Annotated in this window: 21 protein-coding genes; 13 read left to right on the forward strand and 8 right to left on the reverse strand. The window is 41.5% G+C overall.

Going from position 1 to position 19,791, the window contains the following annotated elements; all coding sequences use genetic code 11:
- Window positions 1–6 precede the first annotated feature (6 nt).
- The 3 genes from LVD17_RS26000 to LVD17_RS26010 are packed head-to-tail and all read right to left on the reverse strand — an operon-like array spanning window position 7 to window position 2,370.
- Window positions 7–801 carry a hypothetical protein gene (locus tag LVD17_RS26000; RefSeq protein WP_233762887.1) on the reverse strand — a complete coding sequence of 265 codons (795 nt, stop codon included), beginning with the start codon at window positions 799–801 and terminating at the stop codon, window positions 7–9.
- A 7-nt stretch (window positions 802–808) separates the two neighbouring features.
- Window positions 809–1,105 (reverse strand): hypothetical protein, encoded by a 297-nt coding sequence (locus LVD17_RS26005; RefSeq protein ID WP_233762889.1) that lies wholly within the window; start codon window positions 1,103–1,105, stop codon window positions 809–811.
- The gene (locus LVD17_RS26010; RefSeq protein ID WP_233762890.1) at window positions 1,102–2,370 is read right to left on the reverse strand and encodes a parallel beta-helix domain-containing protein; all 1,269 of its coding nucleotides are present in this window, start codon (window positions 2,368–2,370) and stop codon (window positions 1,102–1,104) included. The genes LVD17_RS26005 and LVD17_RS26010 overlap by 4 nt, the downstream gene beginning before the upstream one ends.
- 174 nt (window positions 2,371–2,544) lie before the next feature.
- On the opposite strand from LVD17_RS26010, the gene LVD17_RS26015 reads away from it, so the two are divergent.
- The 3 genes from LVD17_RS26015 to LVD17_RS26025 are packed head-to-tail and all read left to right on the forward strand — an operon-like array spanning window position 2,545 to window position 5,091.
- Window positions 2,545–3,633, forward strand: coding sequence for a TIGR03032 family protein (locus LVD17_RS26015; RefSeq protein ID WP_233762892.1), 1,089 nt, complete (start codon window positions 2,545–2,547; stop codon window positions 3,631–3,633).
- A 1-nt stretch (window position 3,634) separates the two neighbouring features.
- Window positions 3,635–3,895, forward strand: coding sequence for an acyl carrier protein (locus LVD17_RS26020; protein WP_233762894.1), 261 nt, complete (start codon window positions 3,635–3,637; stop codon window positions 3,893–3,895).
- Entirely contained in the window at window positions 3,892–5,091 is a 1,200-nt protein-coding gene (locus tag LVD17_RS26025; RefSeq protein ID WP_233762896.1) for a cytochrome P450, read from the forward strand. The genes LVD17_RS26020 and LVD17_RS26025 overlap by 4 nt, the downstream gene beginning before the upstream one ends.
- Window positions 5,092–5,111: 20 nt before the next feature.
- On the opposite strand, the gene LVD17_RS26030 is transcribed toward LVD17_RS26025, so the two are convergent.
- A complete protein-coding gene (locus LVD17_RS26030; RefSeq protein WP_233762898.1) occupies window positions 5,112–5,597 on the reverse strand; it encodes a hypothetical protein in 486 nt (161 codons plus the stop codon).
- Window positions 5,598–5,773: 176 nt separating this feature from the next.
- Here LVD17_RS26030 and LVD17_RS26035 point away from each other — a divergent pair, with 176 nt between their 5' ends.
- From LVD17_RS26035 to LVD17_RS26075, 9 genes are all read left to right on the forward strand, one after another.
- Window positions 5,774–8,494: an FG-GAP-like repeat-containing protein gene (locus LVD17_RS26035; protein WP_233762900.1), complete on the forward strand. Its 2,721-nt coding sequence runs from the start codon at window positions 5,774–5,776 to the stop codon at window positions 8,492–8,494.
- A 2-nt stretch (window positions 8,495–8,496) separates the two neighbouring features.
- Complete coding sequence (locus tag LVD17_RS26040; protein WP_233762902.1) at window positions 8,497–9,405, forward strand: PorP/SprF family type IX secretion system membrane protein; 909 nt, start codon at window positions 8,497–8,499, stop codon at window positions 9,403–9,405.
- A 117-nt stretch (window positions 9,406–9,522) separates the two neighbouring features.
- Entirely contained in the window at window positions 9,523–9,930 is a 408-nt protein-coding gene (locus LVD17_RS26045; RefSeq protein WP_233762904.1) for a 6-pyruvoyl trahydropterin synthase family protein, read from the forward strand.
- A complete protein-coding gene (gene folE, locus LVD17_RS26050) occupies window positions 9,893–10,582 on the forward strand; it encodes a GTP cyclohydrolase I FolE (RefSeq protein WP_233762906.1) in 690 nt (229 codons plus the stop codon). The genes LVD17_RS26045 and folE overlap by 38 nt, the downstream gene beginning before the upstream one ends.
- A gap of 53 nt (window positions 10,583–10,635) precedes the next feature.
- Window positions 10,636–11,100 (forward strand): MarR family winged helix-turn-helix transcriptional regulator, encoded by a 465-nt coding sequence (locus LVD17_RS26055; protein ID WP_233762908.1) that lies wholly within the window; start codon window positions 10,636–10,638, stop codon window positions 11,098–11,100.
- Between the two features lie 100 nt (window positions 11,101–11,200).
- A complete protein-coding gene (locus LVD17_RS26060; protein ID WP_233762910.1) occupies window positions 11,201–13,474 on the forward strand; it encodes an aconitate hydratase in 2,274 nt (757 codons plus the stop codon).
- A 466-nt stretch (window positions 13,475–13,940) separates the two neighbouring features.
- Window positions 13,941–14,177, forward strand: a complete 237-nt coding sequence (locus LVD17_RS26065; RefSeq protein WP_233762912.1) for a hypothetical protein — start codon at window positions 13,941–13,943, stop codon at window positions 14,175–14,177.
- 152 nt (window positions 14,178–14,329) lie between these two features.
- Complete coding sequence (locus tag LVD17_RS26070; RefSeq protein WP_233762914.1) at window positions 14,330–15,520, forward strand: glycosyltransferase family 2 protein; 1,191 nt, start codon at window positions 14,330–14,332, stop codon at window positions 15,518–15,520.
- 110 nt (window positions 15,521–15,630) lie between these two features.
- Window positions 15,631–16,020: a hypothetical protein gene (locus LVD17_RS26075; RefSeq protein WP_233762916.1), complete on the forward strand. Its 390-nt coding sequence runs from the start codon at window positions 15,631–15,633 to the stop codon at window positions 16,018–16,020.
- Between the two features lie 105 nt (window positions 16,021–16,125).
- Here LVD17_RS26075 and LVD17_RS26080 read toward each other — a convergent pair whose 3' ends face one another.
- Complete coding sequence (locus tag LVD17_RS26080) at window positions 16,126–16,707, reverse strand: L,D-transpeptidase family protein (RefSeq protein ID WP_233762918.1); 582 nt, start codon at window positions 16,705–16,707, stop codon at window positions 16,126–16,128.
- 201 nt (window positions 16,708–16,908) lie between these two features.
- Here LVD17_RS26080 and LVD17_RS26085 point away from each other — a divergent pair, with 201 nt between their 5' ends.
- The gene (locus LVD17_RS26085) at window positions 16,909–17,958 is read left to right on the forward strand and encodes a calcium/sodium antiporter (RefSeq protein WP_233762920.1); all 1,050 of its coding nucleotides are present in this window, start codon (window positions 16,909–16,911) and stop codon (window positions 17,956–17,958) included.
- Between the two features lie 146 nt (window positions 17,959–18,104).
- Here LVD17_RS26085 and LVD17_RS26090 read toward each other — a convergent pair whose 3' ends face one another.
- From LVD17_RS26090 to LVD17_RS26100, 3 genes are all read right to left on the reverse strand, one after another.
- Window positions 18,105–18,710 (reverse strand): hypothetical protein, encoded by a 606-nt coding sequence (locus LVD17_RS26090; RefSeq protein ID WP_233762922.1) that lies wholly within the window; start codon window positions 18,708–18,710, stop codon window positions 18,105–18,107.
- A gap of 99 nt (window positions 18,711–18,809) precedes the next feature.
- Window positions 18,810–19,400 (reverse strand): GNAT family N-acetyltransferase, encoded by a 591-nt coding sequence (locus LVD17_RS26095; RefSeq protein ID WP_233762924.1) that lies wholly within the window; start codon window positions 19,398–19,400, stop codon window positions 18,810–18,812.
- Window positions 19,401–19,424: 24 nt separating this feature from the next.
- The gene (locus LVD17_RS26100) at window positions 19,425–19,718 is read right to left on the reverse strand and encodes a hypothetical protein (RefSeq protein WP_233762926.1); all 294 of its coding nucleotides are present in this window, start codon (window positions 19,716–19,718) and stop codon (window positions 19,425–19,427) included.
- Window positions 19,719–19,791 lie beyond the last annotated feature (73 nt).

A 19,791-nucleotide genomic window follows, 5' to 3' on the forward strand; every position in this document is an offset into this window, starting at 1 on the left:
TAGCCATTACACCTTATCTTTCTCAAGTTGCTGAATCCAGTTTTTAATCAGCTCCACGCCTTCTTCATGAACCACAGAGCGGCCTAGCTCCGGCATCATGATAGCAGGATCGTTGGATTGCATGCGATACATGAGAATAGACTGGTCGGGCTGTCCCGGTACTATATCGTACTTCAGACCGCCACTCCCCTTGCCCGCAGCTACCGGGGCTTTGAAAATACCCATGGCATGAGCCTCATGCGCTTTGGTTGTGAGATCAAGGCCAGAGTTTTTGGCCGGGCCATCACTGCGGTGGCAGTGCCCACAATTGATCTCAAGATATGCCCGTGCCCTATCGTCCAGGTTTTCCATATCATTTTCCCACTGTACCAACCTCGGCCATTCCGACACTGGAGGTGCCCCTTCCAACCATCCCATGCTTACCAGTTTGACCAGCTGGTTATCACCATCATCACCTGGCTTGTTTAACTGCCTTGCAGAAGGACCGATGGGTATTATTTCTCCGTTTCGGTCATGACAGCTTTTACATTGGAGCATGTTGGGTACAGCGTAGTCGATAGTGCTCCTGGCGCTTAAGTTTACAGGTACTTTTTTTCCTGTTATCTCAATAAAGGCATCTGTTTGTTCATCATTCCATATGTAGGCCAGTGCTTTCCAGCCTTTCTTTTCATGGATCAGCAGCCGTGTTTCTATTATTTTCCCCGGCCCATCTGCCATTTGCTCCCCTGAATAATGAAAATTCTTGATGAGAATAGTTCCCTCAGGAAATCCAAGTATATCATCGCCACTGTAAGTGATCACCTTTCCTTCAGGAAGGTAGATAAACCTCTTTTTTTAAAGCATAATCGCTAAATAACGGACTATTGATATCGTAGGGCACCACACGCTCACCGGGGATCAGATCTGCCAGCTTACCTTTAAAAAAATTATAATCCGAAAGCTTTGCCTTTCCATATTTGGCATAGCTGGCGGTATCAGGCATTTGCCATGCTACAGCATCAGCCTTTAAAGTTTCCTGCTGTTCTGCCTTTGTTGTATCAGCTTCCTCACCTCCACATGATGCAAACATCATGAGCCCAAGGGTCAGCCCCACTATTAATCTCATATCTGTATCTTACAATTAAATGCTTCGGGATAGGTTTTAAGATCATCAAAATCATTCGCAGCGTCCAGATCAGTAGTCTTGACCGACTCATTTTCCTGTATGCATATCTTATACTCTTCGTTGACAGAACCATCATCGGAAAAGTAAGCCTCTGCACGTATGCCATCCCATGCTATGTCTGGTAAAGAAAACCCGAAATTAAACACAAAAAGTTTCCCGAAATCATTATTCAGAGCAGGTAGCCAATAGGATGATTCAATTTTGTTGTCATGTGTATATATCCTTCGCGGATAGGGGTTATAATTTTTGTCCTGCTTGTAGTTATCATTTACCGTCTGCGCAGAGCCTTCTCCTTCAGCCTCTCCGGCGGGGTCATCCGAAATAGCCGCAACCAGCTCATAGCTTATTATAGCTATGCCTATAGTCTTATTATCAGTAATTTCATTGTTATAAACCTCTACGTCCTCCGTTGCCAGTATGATCATTCCCGTACCCTTGGGCACTACACCCACAATGTTCCCTGCAGGAGCAAAATTTTCAAGATTATTTTCATACACCTTATTCCTGTATACTTTAATATTCTTTCCATACCTTGTTAGTCCAGGCAGGTCAAACACCAGTATACCTCCTGTATTATTGTAGGCTACGTTATCATAAATTTCCACATTTTCAGAATTTTCGCTCTCTATGCCCGCCACATTCCAGTACACCTCATTATTGCGTATGATCACATTTTCTGACTGTCCGACATAAACACCTGCATCACTGGCCCCAAGCACAACACAGTCTTCAATGAGCACATTTTTACAGATTACCGGATAAAGGCCATACGCACCGTTTTTTTCAGAGACCTCTCCTGTCCAGGCCGATTTTACACGCCTGAAAGTAATACCATCAGTATCAGTAACTTTTATATTATCTCCTGCTGCATCTTCAATGGAAAGGTCTTCAATGGTAATATTCTCGCAATTAGCCACCCTTATGCCCTCGGCTCCCTCCTTCTGGTTTTTAAAAGACAATATAGTCTTATCTATCCCTTGCCCTTTGATCGTCACATGCTTCTTACCCTCAAGTATCAGGCTTCCGCTAAAAAGAAACTGCCCCGCCGGAAGTTCAATAACCGAGCTATCCTCAGCCATTATAAATTCTGAAAGCAACTGTTGCTGCCTATCTTCAAAGTTCCTTTCAGGCACATACTCCGCAGTTTGATCACATGAAAAAGCTACTCCGGCGATAGCAATAAACAGATATAGTCTTCTAATCACAGGTTTTTCAATTTATTTGTAAATAATTACTACTTTGACAAATAATTAGCCCGGAAGCAGAATACAAGCTTTAAAGTGATACTTCGATGGTTCCGGGTAATTGTAGTGACAATATATCGAATATTTGAACAAAATCGATGAGCAATCAAGCTTGATTTAGACACTTGTAAGATTATGCTCTCGAATGAACAGATCAACATGAGTAACCCTTTACCCCCATTTACCTGCTCGTACTCCCCTAATATACCGGAATTATTAAACCAATTAAACTGTACCATTGCTATAAGCACATACCAGGCAGGAAAGGTTATCCTTATAAGTGCTGTAAACACCACTAATCTTATACAATTGCCGCGTAACTTTCAAAAGCCTATGGGCATGGCTTTCGATGGCAAGAAAATGGCGGTTGCCACCAGGGACGAAGTTATTATACTGGCCAATTCGCCTGAGATGGCACCAAATTATCCCAAACAACCCAACACCTATGATTCGCTGTATTTACCTCGGGTAACTTACTATTCCGGAGCAATAGACATTCACGACCTTGAATGGGTCGAGGGTAAGTTATGGGCCGTAAATACTTTATTTTCCTGCCTCGTTACCCTGGACGAGGACTACAGCTTTAAGCCGGTATGGAAACCATCGTTTGTCCCCGCCTATGAACCAGGTGACTTCTGCCACCTGAATGGCCTGGCGATGGAAAATGGCTCTCCAAGGTTTGTAAGTGCACTTGGTGACGGAAATACGCCTGAAAGCTGGCGCGCAAACAAGGCAAACGGCGGGGTGATCATCGATGTAGAAACCTGTGAAACCATAACCCGTAACCTGGCTATGCCACATTCCCCGAGGATTTACGATGGTGAACTATTCGCGCTGTTATCAGCCACCGGTGAACTGATTAAAATCGATATACACACAGGCAAATATGAGGTAATCAAGAAGTTTGACGGTTTTGTCAGAGGTATGGTCAGGCATGGGGATTACCTTTTTATAGGCTTGTCCAAATTAAGAGAAAACAGTTCCGCATTCCGCGATCTTCCCATTGCCAAAAGATCATTGTTTTGCGGCATTATAATCCTTCATCTGCCTACCGTCGGTATTGTGGGGCACATAAAATATGAAAGCAGCGTAGAAGAAATATATGATGTGAAAATCATGGCCGGCAGCAGGCGTCCAGGGTTGCTAAACCATGAAGGTGTCAATCACAAAGTGGCTATAACATCGCCTGTAGGGGACTTTTGGGCTGTAAAAAATGATGAATAACATGATAAAGCCACGGTCAGCCTGTGACATTGCAACCTTTATGAAAAAAGTAATAGCTGAAGAAACCAGAATGCCGAATCCTGCTATTGATGAAAACCTGAGTTTTCACCAATTCGGGCTTGATTCTATTAGCTCAATATACCTCCTGGAAAAGGTGGAAAACGAATACGACATCACCATTAGCCCATTGTACTTTTGGGACTACCCCACAATAAATCTACTGGCAGAGCAGATCTTTAATGAAAACTTCAGGCAAATATGAACTTATGGGCTCCTCTGGATCCTAAGAACATTCAGGATCCGTTTCCAATGTATGCAGTACTCAGACAGAAGGCTCCCATTTATAAATCACAAACCGGTGAATGGATTATCAGCAGATATGCTGATGTCAAAGAGATACTGAAAGATCCGGACTTCAAATCGGGAAATAAGCTGGAATGGATCAATCGCGGAATTACTTACTTTAAAAACAAAGGTGAGGATCTGTCACATATTGCAGTAGCAATTAATTCATTTTTATTGCTCATTAACCCACCCGAGCATACTCGAATAAGGAAATTCATCAACTCCGTCTGGGACAACAAAGAAGTGGATCAACTGATACTGGAAAACATTGACACTCTGCTAAATACAAAAAAGCGATTTAAAACTATCGATATTGTAGATGATTTTGCAAAACCTCTACCAAACATGACCATTTGTAAGATCATGGGCATAAGTATAAGCCACTATGAGCGTCTTTCTGTATTAAGCAACAACCTTGTGAAGGTATTGAACCTGTACAATAGCTTCAAAGACCTTGTACGTATAGACGCCGCAGCTCAAAGTTTAATTTCGTTGTTTAAAGAGCTGTTGGAGACTAAAAAAAATAATCCCGGTAATGACCTTATCAGCAAATTGATTACGGGTAACGATGGTGAACCTGAGCCATTATCTGATGAAGCGCTTATTTCAATATTTATTTTTCTTTTTATTGCAGGACAGGAAACTACCATAGGCCTTATAAGCACCGGACTTCTGCACCTGTCGCAGCACCCTGACCAGCTAAAGGAACTTATCAGAAAACCTGAGCTTGCACCCCGTGCTGTAGATGAGCTTCTGCGATATGACGGCCCCGTACACCTGTTGGGCAGAATTGCAGCCCGGGATACACAATTCGACGGACAGCATATCAGAGAGGGTGATGCCGTCACTTTATGTCTGGCTAGTGCCAACCGCGACGATCAATATTTCGAAAACCCTGACTTGCTTGATATCAGCCGTCACCCCAACCGTCATATAGCCTTTGGCAGTGGTATTCACTTCTGTCTTGGCGACTGGCTAGCCAAACGACAGGGAACACTGGCCATTGGAAAATTTATAGAGATATACCCAAAATACCACATCCCTGATCAAACCCCGCAGTGGAATGACAATCTTTCCATCAGAACTATCCGGCACTTATCATGTAGCATATAGTAGCCGGTACAATGGTAAAATTATATTTTGGCGCCCTTGAAATAATAAAGCCTCATGTGATGCCCCGCTTTGGTCTGACCAATAAAAAACATCCTGGTACTCGGAAATACTGCCTCTCTCCTCTCCTGCTTTAGCTGTTCATTTTCTATGACAGTAATTATACCAATACAATCCGACTGTCCTGAGATATAAAGAGTTTCAAGAAAATCACGTGTAAGCACCGCCAGTTTATCAACCAGTCCCGGTATGCGATATTTTGGGTGAACCAGTGTTCGGAAATTATAAAAATGGTTGTTATTAAGTTTAGGTATCCGGGCTCTCTGTGCAGTAGTAACGCCAATCACCCGGTCCTCTTCCACAGCCACAAAAACCAATTGTCGTGCCCGCTCCCCTGCATCAACATTACCCGGCAAGGCATTCAGATCACTCCAGAACTTCTTTACCCGCTCTTTCAGGTCAACATCTCTTTCCCACACGTTCTTAAACAAAATATTCATTGTTGCCATAGCCATCAATACTTACTAAAGTGATCAAAGTTAATATATTGCCCACACTTTCCATTATTTACCAGAGTATTGTAATAATTAAATTTTAAATCGCAAAAATCACAAAATAACGCTACGGAATTGCTGATTATTTTTGTACCTTTCTTTTTTAAAACACAACTCATTATAGAGGCTTTATGGATAACCACCTTCGCACACTCTATCAGGATACTCTTGTTAAGTATAAGAAATACCAAACAAGATTTCGAAAAAGCCTTAAATCAGGTCTGTACTACGAATACTCTCAAAAGAAACAGCGTCAAATCGTTCAGAGAATTGACAAGCTGAAGCAACGACTCTCTACCTTACGCTGGCAAATCAAACTGGCACTGACATCAGGCACTTTAGCCATGTCACTAAGTTTATCTCCGGCAGATGCCCAACAGTTAGGACCTTTCGTTCCCAATGAAGCCAAAAACCCTCTGCCTTCTGTTAACATATCTGCTTTGGGCAATGAGCACCCTGCTACCGTAGACATAGACGATGATGGTGATCTCGATGTTTTTGTAGGCACAAACTATGGTACAATAGCCTTCCTTCTAAACAACGGTTCTGCCACTAAACCTCATTTCGTGAGGCAATACTCTACGGATAACCCGGCAAACGGCATTGATGTAGGGTATGCAGCTACACCAGCTTTTGCCGACCTGGATAAAGATGGGGATTTTGATCTGATTATCGGACAAAGCTATCAATATCCCTTTTCTCCTTATAATAATGTTCGCTATTATGAAAATACAGGAACTGCCACCAGTCCTGTTTTCACTTTGCCAACAGGAGAACACCCTATGGACAATGTGTTTTCCGATAGCTATCACAGCCATCCGGCATTTACCGATATAGATAACGATGGGGATCTGGATGTATTTGTTGGAGGATCCAGGAACACCAATTATTCATACTATAGGGAAACTATTAAATTCTGGAGAAATGACGGCTCCTTACCCATAGCCCAATTTGCAGCCGAAGAAAGTTCTTCAAACCCCGTTTCTATTGTAAATCCGGAATTTGGAGGCACTCTTGACCTCGCGGCTCCGGCTATGGTAGATATTGATAATGATGCAGACGAGGATATGTTTGTGGGAGATGTTAATGGCAATATCCGCTTTTTCAGAAATACAGGAAGTAATACAGCACCCAATTTCGCTGCGGAAGTAACCGGCGCAAGTAATCCTTTTAATGGCATCAATCTCAATTCTAATGCATCTCCGGAATTTGCAGACTTAGACGATGATGGTGATTTTGATGCCATAGCGGGCAGCGGACCTTATGCCCCACTTCGCTATTTTGAAAATATTGGAAGCCCGACAGCACCCAATTTTGTTGAAAGGTTTGATGTTGCCAACCCTTTTGTAGGACTGGACATTGATTTCAATGCTTCGCCTGCATTTGCCGATCTGGATTATGATACAGACATAGATGTTATAATTGGTGGCAAATATTCGAATGATAGCCTGAAGTATTTCCAAAATAACAATGGAAAATTCAGTCAGGTGAGCGGCACTGTAAGTCCGATTAAAGAAGGTTTTGATAACTCTCTTTTCAAATTCAGCCCTGCACTGGCCGATTTGGATAATGACGGAGATGCAGACATGCTGCTCGGCCTTGAAGACCGGTATGCATATCCTGGGGAGACTTTTCTGCATTATTATAAAAACAATGACAACAACGCACTGGAACTACAGCCTCCGCTTATAGCTGACACTACTCAAAACCAGTCCTTCTCCCCTACTTTTGGCGATGTGGACCTCGATGGCGATTATGACCTGGTTTTGGGCAGCAGGGAAGAAGGACGTCTGAGATATTTCGAAAATACCGGTAACATCAACGCCCCAGCCTTTACTGAAAGAACCGGGACCGATAACCCTTTTGAAGGAATATTCCTGATTACTACACCCTATAGAAATTTTGCCCGGCCGGAATTGGCGGACCTTGACCATGATGGTGATTACGACCTTGTAATTGGTGTGGGAGATAATGATTATTCGGGTGATTTTATACCTGAAGATGGTACCCTAAGATTCTTTATAAATACAAATGGCACTTTCAGTGAGGCCACGGGAGCATCAAACCCTTTTGACGGCTTTGATGTAGGCAAGGACGCAGACCCGGCATTTGCAGATATTGATGAGGATGGGGATCTTGATGCCCATGTAGGAAACCATTATGGAGAAGTAAGGTTCTTCGAAAACCAAAACCAGCCTCCGCAGATCACCCCGGGAGTGACATCGCAGTCATTCACCGAAGGAGACCCACCGGTTGTGCTGGCACCATCACTGGTTATTTCAGATGATACCAATGACAACATTATTGGGGCACGTATCGCCATAACCAATAATTATTTATCAGGAACGGACTCCCTGGCTTTCACCCCGCAGGGTACTGTAACCGGTTCTTTCGATGTGTCTTCCGGGGTATTATCATTGAGTGGCTATGCATCCATTGCCGATTACCAGGCTGCTTTGCGAACCGTAACCTTTGTAAATACCGGAGATGAGCCCGGTTCTGAAATCCGCACCATTGAAATATCCGCCACTGACTTTGACAACACTACACCAACGCCGGTTTCGATTGATGTAAATGTAACACCAGTGGAAGATCCTATACCCTCTGAGCTTACTATTTACAACGCGATCTCTCCAAACAACGATGGGTTGAATGACTGGTGGGAGATATTCAAAATATCAAGCCCGAATAAAATAGAGCTGTACAACAGGTGGGGTGACCGGGTAAAAACACTCAATAATTATGTAAGCGAGGAAAACAACCTCCTCGATGATCTGCCATCGGCAACATACTATTACAAGATAGAATCCCCACAGGGAGATTATACTGGCTATTTAGTTATTAAAAAGTAATTATGAAGAAGCTTTTACCATTCGTTTTTATGCTATGCTGGATGTACAATCAATCTGCGGCACAGCAGGATCCGTTATATGCTCAGTATATAAACAACCCACTGGTGATCAATCCGGCGTATACGGGCATCAATAATGTATTTAATGCTTCGATCAGCCACAGGGCACAATGGACCAGCCTGGAAGGCGCGCCCAATACAACTTCTCTGAGTGCCCATTCATCTTTCTTTGAAAACAAAGTGGGCGGAGGTATTCTTCTGGTAAGGGATCAGCTTGGCTCTACCACTACAACCCAGTTTAATTTGACCGGTAGCTACAAGATAGAATTCGGGGAGAACATTTTCTCTTTTGGTATGCAGGCCGGTGTACTCAATCTTAAAGAAAACAATGATGAATTGCTGGTAAAAGATCCTAATGACCCGGTATTTACCGGTAATGAAAGTTTCTCAAAATTTAATATTGGAGCAGGTTTAGCACTTAAAGGACCGGAATACTACGTCGGGCTATCGATTCCCAGAATGATTAAAAGCAAAGAAGAATTTGGCAACATTCAGACTGAAGTATACCAAAGGCACTTTTACCTGACTGCCGGATATGTATACCATATTGGGGTTGATTTTGCATTAAAACCATCTATTCTACTTAAAGGTGTAGCTGATGCTCCCCTGTCTATGGACTATAATGCCAGCCTGATTTTCAGAGATAAATATACTGTAGGTCTTATCTCCAGAAATTTTCAAACCTATGGCCTTTTGGCTCAGTTAAATATTAATGATAATTTCCGCTTCGGTTATATATTTGAAGTACCCACAGAAAAGTCCGTTGGCTCCAGCTTCAACACCCATGAGCTGACATTAACCCTTGATATGGAAGTATTTGATTTTCATTTCTTATCAGAAAGGTATTTTTAGCGCCGTAAAATTCGTAATTTTGCGTTTTGTTTAAATCAAGGAACTTTTTATCAAACTTGATGTTATAACATTCATTATCGAACTTAGTAATTCGAGTGAGAAAATATTAAATTAAATTTGAAAGTAGCTGTATTTAGAAAGGAGCACTTCAATGCTGCCCACCGCTTACACAATCCGGAATGGAGTGACGAGAAAAACGATCTTGTGTTTGGCAAGTGTAATAACCCTCATTATCATGGCCACAACTATGAATTATTCGTAAAATTAACCGGAGAGGTTGATCCTGTTACGGGTTATGTTTACGACATGAAAAAGTTGAGTGATCTTATAAAGGAAAAGGTAATCCGCCAATTTGATCATAAGAACCTCAACCTGGATACAGAATACTTTAAAGATTTAAACCCTACCGCCGAAAACATTGCCGTGGTCATTTACAATATTCTTCGGAAGGAGTTGGACCATAATTTAGAGCTTAAAATCAGATTGTATGAAACCGAAAGAAATTTTGTTGAATACCCAGCATGAAAAAGACCTTACTGATGAATTAGGTGATGATCATGTGACATCTTCGTATGACACACCTCTCAGGCCCGATGCCTTTGCGATGAGTGACGATGAAAAAATCAGGAAGATAGAAGGGCATTTTAGAGAAATAATGACCACGCTTGGTCTGGACCTGAATGATGATTCACTTAACGGTACGCCAAAACGAGTGGCTAAAATGTATGTAAAAGAGGTTTTCAGCGGCTTAAACCCCGATAATAAACCTCATGCTCGTTTGTTTGAAAATAAGTACAAATATGATCAAATGCTGGTTGAGAAAGATATCACTTTCTATTCTCACTGCGAACATCATTTTGTGCCTATTTTTGGAAAGGTACACGTGGCCTATATTTCATCAGGGAAGGTAATTGGTCTTTCTAAAATTAACAGGATTGTACAATATTTTGCCAAGCGCCCCCAGGTACAGGAAAGGCTGACCGTGCAGATTTCCAAAGAACTTCAAAAAGCACTAAACACAGAAGATGTTGGAGTTGTCGTAGACGCTACTCACCTGTGTGTGGCGTCCAGAGGTGTAGGAGATACTAACAGTAAGACAGGTACAGCCTATTTTATGGGTAAATTCAAGGAAAATCAAACAAAGAATGAGTTTTTAAATTATATCAATAGTAAATGAAATTTAGCTGAAAGTCTGTAACTTCATAAGTTGAAACCAACCAACGAAAGAATATGGGACTAGCTGAAGACATTCAACAAAAAGAATTTAAAAGCGAACATCAGAAAACGCTCATTAACATTATTTACACTTATAACCATCTCATATATGAAATGAATGTTGTTTTCAGAGAGATGGATATTACGAGGCAACAGTATAATGTTTTGAGAATCCTGAGAGGGCAATACCCCAATCCGGCATCAATAAGCCTGATAAAAGAAAGGATGTTGGATAAAATGAGTGATGCTTCACGAATTGTACAGAGATTATTAAAGAAAGGACTTATCACGCGGGAAATTTCGGAAGATGATCGCAGATCAGTTGAAGTTATAATCTCTCAAAAGGGATTAAGCCTGTTATCAGAAACGGATGAAAAGGTCCAGGGATTTGATCATCTTATTGATAACCTGGATCTGGAGGAAGCCAGGCAACTTAATGAGCTACTGGACAAATTAAGGGAGCCGGTAACTGTTATTTAAAGTAGATATAAATAAGGATCGGAAGGGGGGCTGATCCTTAAATAAACAATTTAATTCGTAATTTTGCGGTTCATTTCAAACCCTTTAATACTCAATATATATGGCATTTGATATTGACATGATTAAGGCAGTGTATTCTTCGATGGGAGAAAAAATAGAAGCTGCCAGAAAGGTGGTAGGTAAACCACTTACACTATCCGAAAAAATTTTGTATTCTCACCTGCACGAAGAAGAACAGCCTTTAAAAAACTTTGTGAGGGCTAAATCATACGTAAACTTTGCACCTGACAGGGTAGCCATGCAGGATGCAACTGCGCAGATGGCTCTTTTGCAGTTTATGCAAGCCGGTAAAAAACAGGCCGCAGTACCATCAACTGTACACTGCGATCACCTCATTTTGGCGAAGGATGGTGCCAAGGAGGACCTCCAGAATTCAATCAACGCAAGCGGAGAGGTATTTAACTTCCTTGAATCTGTTTCTAACAAATATGGCATAGGTTTCTGGAAGCCGGGAGCCGGCATTATTCACCAGGTAGTGATCGAAAACTATGCATTCCCGGGTGGAATGATGATCGGTACCGACTCTCATACGGTAAATGCAGGTGGTCTTGGAATGGTAGCCGTAGGTGTAGGTGGTGCAGATGCTGTAGATGTAATGGCCGGAATGCCATGGGAGCTGAAGTTTCCCAAACTGATAGGAGTAAAACTTACAGGCCAGCTAAGCGGGTGGGCATCTTCCAAAGATGTGATCCTTAAGGTTGCCGGTATACTGACTGTAAAAGGTGGAACAGGTGCCATTGTTGAATATTTCGGAGAAGGAGCAAAATCGCTTTCATGTACAGGAAAAGGAACCATCTGTAACATGGGTGCTGAAATCGGTGCAACTACATCTACTTTCGGATACGATGAAAAAATGGAAGAGTATCTAAGGGGAACAGGAAGAGCTGATGTAGCCGATTTGGCCAACAAAGTAAGAGAACACCTCACGGGTGACCAGGAAGTTTATGAAAACCCTGAAAAATATTTTGATCAGGTAATTGAAATTAACCTGTCTGAGCTTGAGCCTCATATCAATGGTCCCTTCACGCCTGACAGAGCAACACCTCTTTCTAAATTTGCAGAAGAAGTAAAGAAGAATGACTGGCCGGCAACACTTGAAGTAGGCTTGATCGGTTCATGTACAAACTCTTCTTACGAGGACATTACCCGTTCGGCCTCTGTAGCTAAACAGGCAACAGAGAAGAACCTGAAAGCTAAAGCGGAATTCACCATTACACCAGGCTCGGAAATGGTAAGGTTTACAGTAGAAAGAGACGGATATCTTGATACATTCGACAAAATGGGAGGAGTTGTTCTCGCCAATGCCTGCGGACCTTGTATAGGACAATGGGCCAGACACACCAATGACCCAAAAAGAAAGAACTCTATCATTACTTCTTTCAACAGAAACTTTGCAAAAAGAAATGATGGCAACCCTAACACCCATGCTTTTGTAGCTTCTCCTGAGATAGTTACAGCATTTGCAATAGCAGGTGACCTGACTTTTAACCCGATGGTCGACACCCTGACGAATGAGAACGGTGAACAGGTGAAGCTTGATGAACCTCAGGGTATACAGTTTCCTCCCAAGGGATTTGACGTGGAAGACAGCGGCTATAAAGCCCCTGCAGCAGACGGAAGCAGTGTTGAGATCAAAGTTGCCCCTGATTCAAAAAGACTACAGTTGCTGGAGCCTTTCAAACCATGGGACGGTAAAAACCTTACCGGCATGAAGCTACTGATCAAAGCCAAAGGAAAATGTACGACTGACCATATATCTATGGCAGGGCCATGGCTAAGGTTCAGAGGTCATCTGGACAACATTTCTGACAACACACTGACAGGTGCTATCAACTTCTTCAATGATCAGTCTGATTCAGTTAAAAATCAACTGACCGGTGAATATGGCCCGGTACCTGCGACCCAAAGAGTATATAAGGCAGAAGGAATTCCGACAATAGTTGTTGGAGACCACAACTATGGAGAAGGCTCTTCCAGGGAGCATGCAGCTATGCAACCAAGGCACCTGGGAGTGAAGGTAATCCTGGTAAAATCATTTGCAAGGATCCATGAAACTAACCTAAAAAAACAAGGTATGTTAGGACTAACCTTTGCCAATGAAAATGATTACGATAAGATATTGGAAGATGATACTATAGATATCATTGATCTTGATCAGTTTGCTCCTGAGAAGCCATTAACTCTTGTGTTTAAACATGCTGATGGAACAGAAGATACCATTAAAGCTAACCACACTTATAATACGCAACAAATAGGATGGTTTAAGGCAGGATCTGCTCTGAACCTGATCAAAGAAAAGGAGAAGCAGAAGTAATAATTAAGAATTATAATAAAAAGGCAGCCCTCCGGCTGCCTTTTTTATTTAATGTTACAACATATTTACCTTCAAAACTTACATAAGATTTACCCATCTGATTTGCTAATTAATTCATTATCAGTATTCAGCAGATTAACATATTACATTAATAACATAAATTATTAATTAATTATAATTAATAGCAGCCAAATCTTGACATAAAATAATATAAAAGCGATATTTACTATTATATAATTTACATTTAGGGTTAGAGGAAGCAGAGAGGAGAAAAGTATGTGCTATCAACCTTGCACTATGGCTTTTAATTTAATTCAAACTCACTAAAATCTACCTTATGAAATTGTTCGCTAACCATCCTCTAGAAGCAGTTATTTGCTATAACTTATTTGCTATTTGTGTTTCAGAAGTCTTCAGCCAAAAGCGGTATTCCGTTAAGGCATTCAAGAGGACCCAACCATTTCTATTGAACAACAATTATGAAGATATAAACCATACTTCAGGAGTTGAAGTACTGGCCAATATCCTCATCTGCCAGATCAATGCCGGAAACCGGATAGCTGAAGACAACCGGCAAAATTATTCTGTTGAACTCGACGACCTCAGAGATGAGGTAAAGCTCCCCGTATCCCCTTCAATACCCCCAGACACCTATCATGCTGAAATTTCCATCGGAGATCTGAAACAAGTGACCGTCTGGTGAAGAAATAAAACAAACCATTTACACAAAGCCTGAGATACCGTCTCCGGCTCCCCTGCATCATACTTTAATTTAACTATGGCTGGCATCTGATCCGAAGCAGATGCACAGCTATGGCCTATTCTATTATTTCTCATTCTAAAAATTCAAAAATTATGGAACTAATTATCATTTCCTTAGGATGTTTTGTTACCGTACTATTACTGTACCCGTTCATGCTGTCGCTGATTTCCATTGTACTGGCAAAAAGAAATATATCGCACGCCAGTAAACGTAAAGCAAATCATTTTACATGTATTGTAACCGCTTATAAGGATGCATCGGTTGCTATACCGCTTATTCATTCATTGCTTAACCAGACCTGGCCAAACTATGATGTTGTACTTGTAGCAGACCGGTGTAACAAAATCAGCCTAGCAAAAAATGACCGGCTAACTGTAGTATACCCAGGCCTACCGCTCGATGCCAAACTAAAATCAATCGAACGAGGATTAAGCTGCGCTAAACCTGCAACTGATCATGTCGTAGTTTTTGATCCGGATAACGTTGTGAAACAGGACTTTCTTTCAAACCTGAGCCGATATCATGACGCGGGTTATAGTGCAGTGCAATGCAAGAGAACAGCTAAAAACCTGGATAACCACCTGGCCTGTCTTGATGCGGTGGGAGAAATATATAAAAATTATGTCGAGCGTAAAGTACCACATCTGCTTAATTGCTCGGCCACTATAGCGGGCTCTGGTATATCAGTAGATAAAGAGTTACTACAGGAGTTCATTAACGACAACCATACGAGGGAGAAAATGTGCGGGGTTATTCAGGGTGAGGACAAAATGCTCCAGAATTACATTTTATCAAAAAACAAAAAAATAGCCTTCAATGAAGAGGCCCTGGTATATGATGAAAAAGTGACCAGCAACAAACAGGTACAAAATCAAAGAGCACGGTGGATCAGCGCCTATTTTGAAAACCTTAAACCTGCTTTTTCACTATTCTGCAAAGGAATTATAAAACTACAACCTGATAAAATGTTGCTGTCTGTTAATAGTATGTATCCGCCACTGTTTTTACTGATGATTTCCGCATTAGCCATGCTCATTATCAATCTGCTTGCTACTGGCTTTTCCCCGGTTTTCTGGTCGGTAGCAGGCGGTATATGCATATTTGCAACAAACTTTCTCCTGGTATTGAAGCTTTCCAGGGCAAAAAACAAGGTGCTGGTTTCGGTTATACTTATCCCCTATTTCATTGCCAATCAAATTATCTCATTGCTCAAAATCAGACAAACCAGAGGAAGGTTTCTGGTAACGGAAAAAAAACAGGTTCAACTATTAGATTATGAATAAAAATAATTTATCATAGTATCTGATAGCCGGGCGCTATTGCCTGGGTAATAATCATGAACAATAACTTTCTTTACCGTGTTAATTTTATGTGAATTTAAACCTTTTAAGCCATGACCAATTTTGTATTGACCTATAAAATAGAAGATAAGGATGAGGCTTCGGACTTCATTGATTTTCTTAGGAGTGAATACCCTTACAATAAACTGGAGATCAGGCATAACATCAGGTATTTTGCATTTACTGCCTCTGACCTCACCAGTGTTGAGGAGGATGTTAGTACCACTATTAAGGAATACAACACCTCGATATCAGATTATGTGGCTCTTTACTATGTAAAAGATGAGAGCAGTCCGAAGATAAAAAAGTTAATGATCTATGGGTCGGCTGACCGGGCCGAACAGGACCTGAAAGCTATAAGCTCAACGGAACATGAGAGCTTGCTCAACGACATGCTGGATATCGATTTCATGGCCATTAAGGTCGATAAGCAATATAAATAAAAAATAATCTTAATTTATTTCATTTAAAGAGTGATGTGCAGTAATAGCGCTGTGCATCGCTCTTATACCCCTACAGAACATCATCAAAAACCCGCCAAATCATATTTATTTAACAATGGTGACAGGCATTCCGTCATAAACATACCTGTATATTTCGTTCACATCGTTATTCTTCAGAGATATACATCCCAGTGTCCAGTTCGTTTTGTAATCAATGGCATTATCATATCCGGAAGGCACTCCGTGAATACCAATTTCACCACCTATTTTAGCTGTTTCGGGGATACGTCCTTCTGCTTTGGCTTCCTCATGTTTTCTCCACGACTCACGGGTCGGATAATCTATCCAGATAAATTTTGACCAGCTTTTGTGCGGATAAAACCCACGAACGGAAAACACACCTTCCGGCGTCCTCTCATCCCCCTCTCTAAGTTTATCCTCTACCGGATCACCACCAAATACTACCGGGTACTCCTTTACTTTAACATCATCCGTATACAGAGTTAGCTTATACTCACTTTTATCTATAAGAATTTTCAGGTCCTTCTTTTTGATCTTCAACGAATCAATCAACTGGTCGAGCCTGACCGTGTAGTTTAAATAATTATCATACCTTATTGTGGAGCTGCATTGCAGAAATACCACCAATAAAAATACTACCAGTTTAACATTAACTTTTAAAGCCATCTCTCGCCTTTGTTGATCCTGTTGACTAAGAACTGTCACCTGATAACGAATTGATATTCAATTTATTTCAACCCCCTGATGAATGATCTACTCCACCAAGCGGCAAACTGAAGCCGGATTACTATCATAAAAAAAGTTTTTTTTAGAAATATTAATACATTAAAACCTTTATTTAACCTATGAAATATTATATATTTCAGTATGGCCCTCATTCTATACTGTCTGGCTTTGATCATTTCATTTTACTTACTGGCAGAGGTAAGTGACCGCTATTTTGTAGTGTCGCTTGACAAAATAGCGGAAAGGTTAAAAATGTCTCATGAAATGGCCGGAGCCACTTTAATGGCCATTGGTTCAAGTGCTCCTGAGCTATTTGTAGCAATTATTTCGCTGATTCGCGCCGGTGACCATGCGGCCATTGGCGTCGGTACTATTGTGGGGTCAGCACTGTTCAATATACTGGTGATCATTGGCGCTTCGGCAGTTGTACGCAGTGCCCGGCTCATGTGGCAGCCGGTGGTAAGAGACTTTATTTTTTATGCGCTTTCGGTTGCGGCACTTTTTACTGTGCTGAGAGATGGCTTGATTACCTGGGTTGAAAGCCTTTTCCTCATCATTTTTTATGGGGGCTACCTCCTTACGGTTATGAACTGGAAAAGGCTTTTCAACCATGCAGATGGAGACCTGATGGATGACGGATATGAAGAGCCGGCTCTCAGAGGCTGGAAAAAGATTTTTATCCCATTACATTTTGTATTGAGGAAGTTGTTTCCAAATCCCAAACGCTACATTCTAACCTTTATGTTTTCCATTGGGGCCATCGCCTTTCTGTGCTGGGTGCTGGTTGAATCTGCCATTGGTATTTCGCTGATCCTGGAAATTCCAGAAGTAGTGATCGCCCTCACGGTGCTAGCCATAGGAACCTCGATTCCTGATATGGTCTCATCAGTTATTGTAGCCCGACAGGGAAGAGGTGGTATGGCGGTAAGTAACGCAGTAGGTTCTAATATTTTTGATATACTTATTGGCCTGGGCTTTCCATGGCTCATTATAACAGTGGTGGAAGATAAGCCCATTCTAACCCACGCAGAAGGCCTGAACGAATCTGTAATACTGCTCTTTGCTTCTGTAGCATTAATCTTTATAACCTTTGTTATTTCCCGATGGCGGGTAAACAAGAAGCTTGGTTACACACTCATATTCATTTATGCGGCCTACCTGGTCAGGGAAATTGTAGGCCTGTACTATTAACACACTCCTGCAAGGTTGTCTATCAGAAGATCTGGAAATTCATTTCAGCGGCCTTACCTTCCAGTCGCTGATGCAAAGTAACTTTTGTTTGTGTCCCGGGGCATCAACCCCGGGCGGCAAAACTTATTAGCTATCCACTCTGAAGGCTATAATACTTTTTTGACCAAATACTGACCGAGCTCTTTCCCTGCTTTAGCGTAAGACTCCTGTATCCTAAAACCAGTATCAAAGTCGTATCCCATACCACCTCTGCCGGGAGATTTTTCGATGGTTACAATTGCTAACGGGTCGGCTGAACCAGTTTTAACAAACACGGCTTCAAGGTCAGTATATGCATTTTTTCTGGCTACACCTACATTAAAACCGGGCTCGGTAAATACTGTTCTCAGTATTAATGTGTATTCTGCGTCATCAAAGTTACCTCCTACGAGATTATTCTTTTTCAGGCTTTCATTCAACAGGTCTTCAAATTTTGGTTCAAAACTCTGCTTTCGGTCAGTTACCCAATTCTCCTTCCATTGATCTCCTGACCCTGCTTCCTTTTCATTTAACTCACTGACCTTTTTCTTAATATAGTCTTCCTCCTTCTCAAACTTCCCTACACCCATGTTGCTATAATCATACTCAATTTTCAGTTTTTTCTGATTTTTCAGAAAATCCAGATTCCCCGATTTAACTTCGATTTTCTGGCCAAGGGCAATTGTTACAGAAATCAGTAACAGCATTGAAATAATGATGGTTTTTGTTTTCATGATTTTATATGTTTAGCAATTATTCTCCGCAAAAAGAACAGCACATCACCAACATACACTCTTAATCCGGGCATTTATTCCCGTAACCTTGATGAGGTTCTATTTAGCCTGTACCCCGACTATTTCAGCATTTGGCAAAACAGGCCTGCTCATATCACATGCCAGAATAAAGTACTCCTGAGAGTTATATTCAAAATCGCCAATAACATGCCATCCCAACTTATCTACATGGGCTTTTAAGGACCGGGTATTGGCTTTGTTTATAAATGTTGCTCCTAAGGGGTATCGCTTCAGCATACCCAACCTCATCACCTCAAAAAGGGATTTCAGTAAGTCCCCACCTCTGTAGTCCCGGTCTATGCAAATCGGGCCATACTGAAAGCTGTTTTCCGTAGTAAGATGGTGGCCCGGAAATTTAACCTTGGGAAAAAACGAAGTCATGTATGGAAAAACGGGCCATTGAGCATAGTAATCCCAACTGCCTGCAAAGATATAAGCTACTACGCTCTCTCTGTCTAAAGCTATAAATAAGCCATCTTGTGCAATTATAGATTCAACCTGCGAGGCGGTAAATGGCGTGGTCACAAAGCCATCCTTACGCTGATCTTCTTTCAAATTATTAAACAGATACTTTTCCTGAAGATCCAGAACTTTTTGCACATCATCAATTACGGCGCTTCTTATTTCCATAGTACAGAATTGTTAGTAAAAGGATTAATCTTTCAGATCGGCATCAAGGATTTTATCTGAAGATAACGACGACACGGGACTTACAAACCTTACCGCCTGATAGCTTAAAAAGCCCCCAAGAGCAGCTCCGGTAAGTGCAAATACGTAAATCAAAGGACCATCTCCGTACAGGATAACTCCAATCGCAGCTCCTGCTACTTCCATACCGAGTAGCAAAACAAGCATGATCACGATATATCTACCGGGTTTCAAACCCTTTTTCCTGGCTATTGCACTAATGGATTTCCCCAGGGTAAGAATGGTCAAAGCTTCAAGCATGACACACAGCTGTTTTCATAAAAGACTATTCACTCTGCTATTGCGGGCAGGGATAGCAATGTAATCAATTAGC

It is taken from the genome of Fulvivirga ulvae (assembly GCF_021389975.1).
GTDB lineage: Bacteria > Bacteroidota > Bacteroidia > Cytophagales > Cyclobacteriaceae > Fulvivirga > Fulvivirga ulvae.

Coding starts and splice junctions, on each gene's coding strand:
- LVD17_RS26005 (WP_233762889.1), bottom strand. CDS start 1,105: ATGAGATTAATAGTGGGGCTGACCCTTGGGCTCATGATGTTTGCATCA.
- LVD17_RS26015 (WP_233762892.1), top strand. CDS start 2,545: ATGCTCTCGAATGAACAGATCAACATGAGTAACCCTTTACCCCCATTT.
- LVD17_RS26020 (WP_233762894.1), top strand. CDS start 3,635: ATGATAAAGCCACGGTCAGCCTGTGACATTGCAACCTTTATGAAAAAA.
- LVD17_RS26025 (WP_233762896.1), top strand. CDS start 3,892: ATGAACTTATGGGCTCCTCTGGATCCTAAGAACATTCAGGATCCGTTT.
- LVD17_RS26030 (WP_233762898.1), bottom strand. CDS start 5,597: ATGGCAACAATGAATATTTTGTTTAAGAACGTGTGGGAAAGAGATGTT.
- LVD17_RS26035 (WP_233762900.1), top strand. CDS start 5,774: ATGGATAACCACCTTCGCACACTCTATCAGGATACTCTTGTTAAGTAT.
- LVD17_RS26040 (WP_233762902.1), top strand. CDS start 8,497: ATGAAGAAGCTTTTACCATTCGTTTTTATGCTATGCTGGATGTACAAT.
- folE (WP_233762906.1), top strand. CDS start 9,893: ATGAAACCGAAAGAAATTTTGTTGAATACCCAGCATGAAAAAGACCTT.
- LVD17_RS26055 (WP_233762908.1), top strand. CDS start 10,636: ATGGGACTAGCTGAAGACATTCAACAAAAAGAATTTAAAAGCGAACAT.
- LVD17_RS26060 (WP_233762910.1), top strand. CDS start 11,201: ATGGCATTTGATATTGACATGATTAAGGCAGTGTATTCTTCGATGGGA.
- LVD17_RS26070 (WP_233762914.1), top strand. CDS start 14,330: ATGGAACTAATTATCATTTCCTTAGGATGTTTTGTTACCGTACTATTA.
- LVD17_RS26075 (WP_233762916.1), top strand. CDS start 15,631: ATGACCAATTTTGTATTGACCTATAAAATAGAAGATAAGGATGAGGCT.
- LVD17_RS26080 (WP_233762918.1), bottom strand. CDS start 16,707: ATGGCTTTAAAAGTTAATGTTAAACTGGTAGTATTTTTATTGGTGGTA.
- LVD17_RS26085 (WP_233762920.1), top strand. CDS start 16,909: ATGGCCCTCATTCTATACTGTCTGGCTTTGATCATTTCATTTTACTTA.
- LVD17_RS26090 (WP_233762922.1), bottom strand. CDS start 18,710: ATGAAAACAAAAACCATCATTATTTCAATGCTGTTACTGATTTCTGTA.
- LVD17_RS26095 (WP_233762924.1), bottom strand. CDS start 19,400: ATGGAAATAAGAAGCGCCGTAATTGATGATGTGCAAAAAGTTCTGGAT.
- LVD17_RS26100 (WP_233762926.1), bottom strand. CDS start 19,718: ATGCTTGAAGCTTTGACCATTCTTACCCTGGGGAAATCCATTAGTGCA.